General features: G+C 61.9%; 8 protein-coding genes. 1 reads left to right on the forward strand and 7 read right to left on the reverse strand.

What is annotated here, in order from left to right; all coding sequences use genetic code 11:
- Positions 1–60 precede the first annotated feature (60 nt).
- Positions 61–1,335 carry an OmpP1/FadL family transporter gene (locus HYE77_RS05060; RefSeq protein WP_026078188.1) on the forward strand — a complete coding sequence of 425 codons (1,275 nt, stop codon included), beginning with the start codon at positions 61–63 and terminating at the stop codon, positions 1,333–1,335.
- A gap of 65 nt (positions 1,336–1,400) precedes the next feature.
- Here HYE77_RS05060 and HYE77_RS05065 read toward each other — a convergent pair whose 3' ends face one another.
- The 7 genes from HYE77_RS05065 to cobU all read right to left on the reverse strand — a co-directional run bounded on the left by HYE77_RS05065 (position 1,401) and on the right by cobU (position 6,688).
- On the reverse strand, positions 1,401–1,952 hold the full coding sequence (locus HYE77_RS05065; protein WP_008432697.1) for a glutathione peroxidase: 552 nt from the start codon (positions 1,950–1,952) through the stop codon (positions 1,401–1,403).
- Positions 1,953–2,102: 150 nt separating this feature from the next.
- Positions 2,103–3,302 (reverse strand): MFS transporter, encoded by a 1,200-nt coding sequence (locus HYE77_RS05070; RefSeq protein WP_161635735.1) that lies wholly within the window; start codon positions 3,300–3,302, stop codon positions 2,103–2,105.
- Between the two features lie 62 nt (positions 3,303–3,364).
- Positions 3,365–3,769: a MarR family winged helix-turn-helix transcriptional regulator gene (locus tag HYE77_RS05075; protein ID WP_003214925.1), complete on the reverse strand. Its 405-nt coding sequence runs from the start codon at positions 3,767–3,769 to the stop codon at positions 3,365–3,367.
- Between the two features lie 42 nt (positions 3,770–3,811).
- A complete protein-coding gene (locus HYE77_RS05080) occupies positions 3,812–4,540 on the reverse strand; it encodes an adenosylcobinamide-GDP ribazoletransferase (RefSeq protein WP_177068500.1) in 729 nt (242 codons plus the stop codon).
- Between the two features lie 2 nt (positions 4,541–4,542).
- Complete coding sequence (gene cobC / locus HYE77_RS05085; protein ID WP_177068501.1) at positions 4,543–5,118, reverse strand: alpha-ribazole phosphatase family protein; 576 nt, start codon at positions 5,116–5,118, stop codon at positions 4,543–4,545.
- Entirely contained in the window at positions 5,115–6,170 is a 1,056-nt protein-coding gene (gene cobT, locus HYE77_RS05090) for a nicotinate-nucleotide--dimethylbenzimidazole phosphoribosyltransferase (RefSeq protein WP_177068502.1), read from the reverse strand. Before cobT ends, cobC begins: the two co-directional genes overlap by 4 nt.
- Positions 6,167–6,688 (reverse strand): bifunctional adenosylcobinamide kinase/adenosylcobinamide-phosphate guanylyltransferase, encoded by a 522-nt coding sequence (gene cobU, locus HYE77_RS05095; RefSeq protein WP_102368348.1) that lies wholly within the window; start codon positions 6,686–6,688, stop codon positions 6,167–6,169. The genes cobT and cobU overlap by 4 nt, the downstream gene beginning before the upstream one ends.
- Positions 6,689–6,762 lie beyond the last annotated feature (74 nt).

The raw sequence follows: 6,762 nt of genomic DNA on the forward strand, positions 1-6,762 counted from the left end.
TAGCGCAAACATAAATTTATTGTTACTTTCCGCAGCGGTGATCACCACGGAGTTCTAATAATGAAAAAAGTAATGCTCAAGACGACACTTAGCCTCGCCGTTGCAATGGCCTCCTCCCACGTGTTCGCGAGCGGCTTCGCCCTCAACGAACAAGACGTTGCCGGGATGGGTACCGGTTTTGCGGGACGTTCTTCATCTGCCGATAACGCAAGCACTGTTTATGGCAACCCTGCCGGTATGGCTCGCCTTGAAGGCCAGCAAATCACGGGTGGTGTTGCAGCCATCGATGCCTCGACCGACATCAAAGATGCCGGCGGCCGTTCCAGGGGCACCAACAAAGGCGACATGGTGCCCTTCACCGGCGTACCGTTCGGCTTCTACACCAACAAACTCAACGATCAGTGGGCTGTCGGCTTTGGTGTTTACGCACCGTTCGGCCTGGTGACTGATTATGAACGCGGCTTCCAGGGCAGCGGGTTCGGCAGCTACAGCAAAGTATCTGTAATCACTCTGCAGCCAACGGTCAGCTACGCATTCAACGACCGGGTTTCCATCGGTTTCGGTCCTACCATCAACCGGATCTCCGGCAAGCTGGAGTCCGAACTGACCCTGAACCCTGCCGTGCCTTCGACCAACGTCACGATCAAGGGCGACGATACCGCCATTGGTTTCAACGTCGGCGTACTGGTACAGGCCACCGATACCACGCGCGTCGGCCTGACCTACCACTCCAAGGTCAGCTACAAGCTTGACGGCCACACCGAGGTGACAGCGCCTGCCCCGACTGCCGGTGCCATTGGCAGTGGCCGCTACGACGCCTCGCTGAGCATCGACACGCCAGAGTCTTACGACCTGTCGGTAACCCAGGACCTGACTGACGCCTGGAAACTCTATGGCGGTGCTACCTGGACCCGCTGGAGCCGCCTGAAAGACATCACTGTCAAGAACCAGGGTGTAACGGGCGCCAACGGCTTCCTCGCACCGTCGGTCATCGGCACTATCACTGAACCTCAGAACTGGCACGACACCTGGGCCTACGCCCTTGGTACTTCGTACCAGGTCACCAAGCAAGTGGTACTGCGTACCGGCCTGACTTTCGACCAGTCGCCAACCAACAACACTGACCGTTCCCCACGTATTCCTACTGGCGACCGGACCATCTTCAGTGTGGGCCTGGGTTATGCCGTGATGGATAACATGACTGTTGACCTGGCTTATTCCTACCTGAAGGAAGAGCCGGTAAAAGTTAACAAGTCCAACGCACTGGGTTCCTACAGCGCCAAGTACGAAAACAGCGCCAACGGTTTCGGCCTGGGCGTGACGTACAAGTTCTGATGTAAAGCGGCACAAAAAAGCCCCGCACTCTAGCAAAAGAGGCGGGGCTTTTTAGTGGGCGGTGATCAGGGTTTGGAGGCCAACGCGTCTTCCACCGCCTTGACCAGGTCCGGGCTATCCGGCTTGGTCAGGCTGGAGAAGTTGGCGATCACCTTGCCCTGGCGGTCCACCACGTACTTGTAGAAATTCCACTTCGGCGCACTGCTCTGCTGCGCCAGGATCTTGAACAGATGCACCGCGTCCGGGCCCTTGACCTTCTGTGGTTCGGTCATGGTGAAGGTCACGCCGTAATTAACGTAACAAACCTTGGCAGTTTCCTCCCCGGTCTTGGCTTCCTGCTTGAAGTCATCGGACGGCACGCCAATCACTTCCAACCCCTGCCCCTTGTAGCGCTGGTACAACGCTTCAAGCCCTTTGAACTGCGGCGCAAACCCGCAGAAGCTGGCGGTGTTGACGATCAGCAGCGGCTTGCCGGCAAAGCGCTGGCACAGGTCGATGGATTCCTTGGCGCGCAGCTTGGGCAACTGGCCTTCAAGCAACGGCGGGCAATCGGCAGCCATGGCGACACCGCCAAAAGCCACCATCAGAGCGGGTACTGCGAACCAGCGCATCTGCATGTGAGGTGTCCTTGAAAAGTCTCAGACACAGAACTTAACAGATCGCCATGCCCAACTGCATCAATGCCAGGCCGCCCTGTTGCCAGCCCCACCACGCCAGCAGCAGCAAGAGTCCTGCTCCTGCTGCGCCGAGCCAATGCCAGGTCGAATTCATGCCACCCCCATTTGCGCCTGCAAACGTGCCACCGGGCGCTCGCGCACCGGCCAGTTCAGCGCCGCTGCCACCAGACTCAGGACGATTGCCACCTGCCAGATCAAATCGTAGCTACCGGTTCGATCATAGACCACCCCGCCCAACCAGCCGCCGAGGAACGAGCCCAGTTGATGGAACAGGAATACGATCCCACCGAGCATGGAAAGGTTTCTGACACCAAACAAGGTCGCGACCGTGCCGTTGGTCAGTGGCACCGTGGACAGCCACAGGAAGCCCATCGCCATGCCGAACAGGTAGGCGCTGGTCTGCGTCACCGGCGCCCACAGGAAGATCACGATCACCACCGCCCGCAGCAGGTACAAACCGGTCAACAAACGGGGTTTGGACATGCGCCCGCCGAGCCATCCGGCGGTATAGGTGCCAAAGATATTGAACAGGCCGATCAATGCCAGCACGGTCGTCCCCACCGAGGCCGGCAAGTGCTGGTCCACCAGGTACGATGGCAAGTGCACGCCGATAAACACCACCTGGAAACCGCAGACAAAAAAGCCGAACGCCAGCAGCCAGAACCCTGAATGGGAGCAGGCCTCACCCAAGGCTTCGCGCAAGGTCTGCTGGCCAGCCACCGCAGGCAACGGTCGGTCCTTGAGCATGGTCACCAACGGCACGATCAGCGCCACCATCAGGCCCAGCACCAGCAACGCGGCGGACCAGCCAAGCCAGCCGATCAAACCGAGGGTGCCCGGCAACATGGCGAACTGGCCGAACGAGCCGGCGGCGCTGGCGATACCCATGGCCATGCTGCGTTTTTCCGGCGCCACGGCACGCCCCACCACCCCGAGGATCACCGAGAACGAAGTACCCGACAGGCCAATGCCGATCAGCAACCCGGCACTCAGGGACAGCGACCACGCCGAATCCGAAAGGCCCATGAACACCAGGCCCAGCGCGTAAAGCACACCACCGATCATCACCACCTTGGCGGCGCCGAAGCGGTCGGCCAGGGCGCCGGTAAACGGCTGTGCCAGGCCCCAGATCAGGTTTTGCAGGGCGATGGCAAAGGCAAAGGTCTCACGGCCCCAGCCGAATTCGGCACTCATGGGCGCCAGGAACAGGCCGAAGCCATGTCGCACGCCGAGGGACAACGCGAGGATCAGCGCACTCCCCACAAGAATCCAGCCGCTGGTGCGCCACATCGAGGTCATTTCTTATTCTCCGTTCGCGGGTATATACCCGCTTATCATCGAACAAACTCGCGTCAAGCGAGTTCATCCAGCAAGGCCAACAGGGTTTCGCGCTTTTCGGCGCCCAACTTATCAATCAATTTCTGCTGCGCCGCTTCCCAGGCCGGCAATGCGGCGGCGAGCCGTTCGATACCCGCCTCGGTCAGCAAGACCAGGCGGTTGCGCAAGTCATCGCCCTCCACCAACTGCACCAAGCCCTCGCCTTCCAGCACCCGCAGGTTGCGCCCCAGTGTGCTGCGATCCAGGCCCATGGCGTCGGCCAGGCTGGAAATGCTCGGTTGATCGAGGCGCTGCAGATTACACAGCAAAGAATACTGGGCAACATTGATCCCGAAGCCGTCGAGAGCGCCGTCGTAATGCCTGCTGACGCCACGAGCGGCGCGACGCAGGTTTGTGCATAAACATTGGGAGGCAAGCATGGAGCGTGTATATACCCGGGATTAATGAAATGCAAGAAAGTGTTACAGCACCAGACTGATCAACACCGCCACTTCCAGCAGCTCCAACAGCGCGCCGGCGGTGTCGCCGGTGGTGCCGCCGAGGCGATTGACCATCAATTGGCGCAGGCCGATAAAACAAAGGGCAGCCACCAGCACGGCAATCCCGCCACTGAAACCGTCGATCAAGATACACGCCAGACCACTGAGGATCAGCACCTGTTGGCCGACGATCCGTGGCAAATGATCCGCCAGGGCCTGCCCCAGACCACCGGCGCGCACATAGCGCGTGGTGAGAAACAGCGCCAGCATCGAAGCGCGGCCAATCAACGGTGCGAGGATCAGCGCGGCGCCGTTGTGCTGCTCGATCAATGCCACCAGCGCGGTGAATTTGAGCAGCAACACCAGGCCCAGGGTGACCACCGCGATCGGGCCGCTGCGCGGGTCTTTCATGATGGTCAGGGTGCGCTCGCGGTCACCGAAGCCACCGAGCCAGGCGTCGGCGCTGTCGGCCAGGCCGTCCAGGTGCAGGCCGCCACTGAGCAACACCCACGCGGTCAACAGCAGCGCGGCGTGCAGCAGCAATGGCGCGCCCATCAACACGGCGTTCAAGCCCCACAGCAGTAGCCCGAACAGCAGCCCCACCACCGGATAAAACAGCAACGAACGCCCCAGTTCCTGGGGTTGCGGCATGCCCGGCAAGCGAATCGGCAGGCTGCTGAGAAACTGCAAGGCGATCCAGAACGGCAACATGCTCAGCGTCCTTCCCTTAATACGCCATCCGCCTCGACCTGCAGGCTGAACAGGCCACCATGGCCGACTTCGACATTCAACAGTTGCTCACGCGGCAGACCACGCGCCTGGGCCAGCAGCAAACGCATGACTCCACCATGGCTGATCAGCAGCACTCGCTGGCCGGCATAGGCTTGATGCAAGCGGCCGACAGCCCCCAAAACACGCGCGGAGAACTGCGAAACCGGCTCGCCCTGCGGCGGCGTAAAACTGTAGGGATCAGCCCAGAACAGACCCAGCGCGTCGGCGTCGGCTTCCATCAAGGCTGCGGCGCTCTGCCCTTCCCAGGCGCCGAAGTGCAGTTCCTGCAGATCCTTTTCGAGGGTTACCGGCAGATTCAGGCGCGTGCCCAACTCCTCGGCAAACCGCGCACAACGTTGCAGCGGCGAACTGACCAGACGCTCCCATGGGCCCTGCGCCACCACCGCCTCACGCATCTGCTCCCAGCCCTTGGCCGTGAGCGCATCGTCCAGGCTGCCGCGCAAGCCGCCGCCCAGTTCGGTTTCGCCGTGGCGCAGCAGGTCCAGGCGCAAAGTCATGCCGGGCGATCCGCTACGGCTGCTTCGGCGAAGGTCGCCATCTGCCCGTGCAGCGCGCAGGCCAGGCGCAGCAACGGCACGGCGAGCGCGGCGCCACTGCCTTCGCCCAGGCGCAGCCCGAGTTCCAGCAAAGGCTCGGCGTTGAGGCTTTGCAGCACGTGACGATGGCCGGGCTCGGCACCGCGGTGGCCGAACAGCAGCCATTCACGGCAGCCGGGGTTCAGGCGCGTGGCGACCAAGGCGGCGACGGTGCAGATAAAACCGTCCACCAGCACCACGACCCCTTCTTGAGCGCAGGCCAGGTAGGCGCCGACCAGCGCGGCAATTTCAAAGCCGCCGAGGTTGAACAGGGTTTTCAGTGCGTCGTCGCGATCGCCCGCGTGCAGTGCAAGGGCGCGCTCGATGACGGCGACCTTGTGGCTGACACCCTGGGCGTTCAGGCCGGTGCCGGGGCCGGTCAGGTCGCTGACCTGGCAATCCAGCAGCGCGCAGGCCAGGGCACTGGCGGCGGTGGTGTTGCCGATGCCCATTTCGCCACCGATAAACAGTTGCGCACCGCTGGTGATAGCGCGGTGCACGCTGTCGCGGCCGGCTTGCAGGGCCAGTTGGCCCTGGGCTTCGGTCATTGCCGGGGCGTTGACGAAGTTGGCGGTACCGAGACCGATATTCAGGTGGCGGACGCCCGGTAGGTTCAACGTCGGGGTGATGGTGCCGAGGTCGACCACTTCCAGCTTGGCGTCGAGTTGGCGCGCAAGCACGCTGATGGCGGCGCCACCGGTGACGAAGTTGTGAAGCATCTGGCCAGTGACTTCCTGGGGGAAGGCGGAGACACCTTCGGCGACGACGCCGTGGTCGCCGGCAAAGATCGCGATCCACAGGTGGTCGACGCTGGGTTTGACCTGGCCCTGGAGGCCGGCCAGTTGGACGGCCACGGCTTCCAGCCGGCCGAGGGAGCCGGCGGGCTTGGTCAGTTGCTGCTGGCGGGCCAGGGCTTGTTCGTGGGCTTGGGTGTCGATCGTTTTGCAGGGGTTGAGCCACCAGGTGTCGGTCATAACGCAGTACCTTTCAAAGTCAGGGGCAGGCCGGCGACGGTCAGGACAACGCGCTGACAACGTTCGGCCAAGGCTTGATGCAGCCAACCGGCTTCATCGACATAGCGGCGAGTCAATTCGCCCAGCGGGACGACACCCATTCCGGTCTCGTTGCTGACAAAAATGATTTCTCCTGGGAGGGTGGCCAGGGTTTGGAGCAAGGCCTCACGCTCTTCTTTGAGACGGTCGGGGTCTTCGAGCATCAGCAGGTTGGTGAGCCATAGGGTCAGGCAGTCAACCAGCAGGCAATGGTTCGGGGTGGCGTTTTCCTTGAGGACACGGGCCAGTTCGATGGGCTCTTCGATCAGGCCCCATTCGGTCGGGCGCCGCTCGCGGTGGTGGGCGACGCGTGCGGTCATTTCGCCGTCCAGGGGTTGGCTGGTCGCTATGTAGGTGACGCTTAGGCCGCTGTCGGTGGCGAGTTTTTCAGCCAGGCGGCTTTTGCCGGAGCGGGCGCCGCCGAGGATCAACTGGAGCATGGGTTGTGCCTCTGTTTTTGACTGTGTGTATATCCGTTATTTCGGTAACGGCATCTATTGGTTCCGCTCTTACA

This window comes from Pseudomonas sp. IPO3774, assembly GCF_013386835.1.
Taxonomy (GTDB): Bacteria; Pseudomonadota; Gammaproteobacteria; order Pseudomonadales; family Pseudomonadaceae; genus Aquipseudomonas.

Coding starts and splice junctions, on each gene's coding strand:
- HYE77_RS05060 (WP_026078188.1), top strand. CDS start 61: ATGAAAAAAGTAATGCTCAAGACGACACTTAGCCTCGCCGTTGCAATG.
- HYE77_RS05065 (WP_008432697.1), bottom strand. CDS start 1,952: ATGCAGATGCGCTGGTTCGCAGTACCCGCTCTGATGGTGGCTTTTGGC.
- HYE77_RS05070 (WP_161635735.1), bottom strand. CDS start 3,302: ATGTGGCGCACCAGCGGCTGGATTCTTGTGGGGAGTGCGCTGATCCTC.
- HYE77_RS05075 (WP_003214925.1), bottom strand. CDS start 3,769: ATGCTTGCCTCCCAATGTTTATGCACAAACCTGCGTCGCGCCGCTCGT.
- HYE77_RS05080 (WP_177068500.1), bottom strand. CDS start 4,540: ATGTTGCCGTTCTGGATCGCCTTGCAGTTTCTCAGCAGCCTGCCGATT.
- cobC (WP_177068501.1), bottom strand. CDS start 5,118: ATGACTTTGCGCCTGGACCTGCTGCGCCACGGCGAAACCGAACTGGGC.
- cobT (WP_177068502.1), bottom strand. CDS start 6,170: ATGACCGACACCTGGTGGCTCAACCCCTGCAAAACGATCGACACCCAA.
- cobU (WP_102368348.1), bottom strand. CDS start 6,688: ATGCTCCAGTTGATCCTCGGCGGCGCCCGCTCCGGCAAAAGCCGCCTG.